The organism is Candidatus Pelagibacter communis, assembly GCF_001180205.1.
GTDB lineage: Bacteria > Pseudomonadota > Alphaproteobacteria > Pelagibacterales > Pelagibacteraceae > Pelagibacter > Pelagibacter ubique_O.
In genome coordinates this window covers 1-514 of the sequence record NZ_CVSU01000122.1, presented here as the reverse complement: position 1 = coordinate 514, position 514 = coordinate 1, and the positions used below count along the sequence as shown (strand labels likewise).

Annotated in this window: 1 protein-coding gene; it reads left to right on the top strand. The window is 32.9% G+C overall.

The genetic code is table 11. The features are described from left to right. Nucleotides 1–58 precede the first annotated feature (58 nt). On the top strand, nt 59–514 hold a 456-nt coding region (locus AMO08_RS05550; protein WP_143323824.1), incomplete at its 3' end, for a hypothetical protein.

Sequence of the window (514 nt, the reverse complement as noted above, 5' to 3'; positions counted from 1 at the left end):
GTGGGGAAATGTAATTTATATATAGGTTTAATAAAATTTAGAATTTAATTGATAAAATATGGAAGAAAGAGAAACAATTAATATAAACGACGAACAGGAGGAAAGAAGTATGAAAGGATTCGTTAAAGTAATCTTAATTAGTGCTATCATGTTATTTGGTGTTGTTTTTTCCCGTGAAAAAGCAAATATTCAAACGAATACTGATATAAGTATCGAATATGATGGAAAAGAATATGTTATTGTAGAGCCTGAACCTCAACCTCATTCTGCTATTTCCAGAGAAGAGATTATCCTCTGGGAAGAAGATTTTGAAAGTAACGCAGATGGTTGGACTACTGGTTCAGGGTGGAGTTTAACTACAGATGAGTATAATAGTGAAACCCACAGTATGAACTCTCCAAATGATGCATCTACTTCAAATGGCACTTTTAATTTATTATCACCAACGTTGTCAATTGCAGCATTAGGTGATGGTGAGACCATGAATTTTGGTTTTTTTCTTAAAGTAGACACG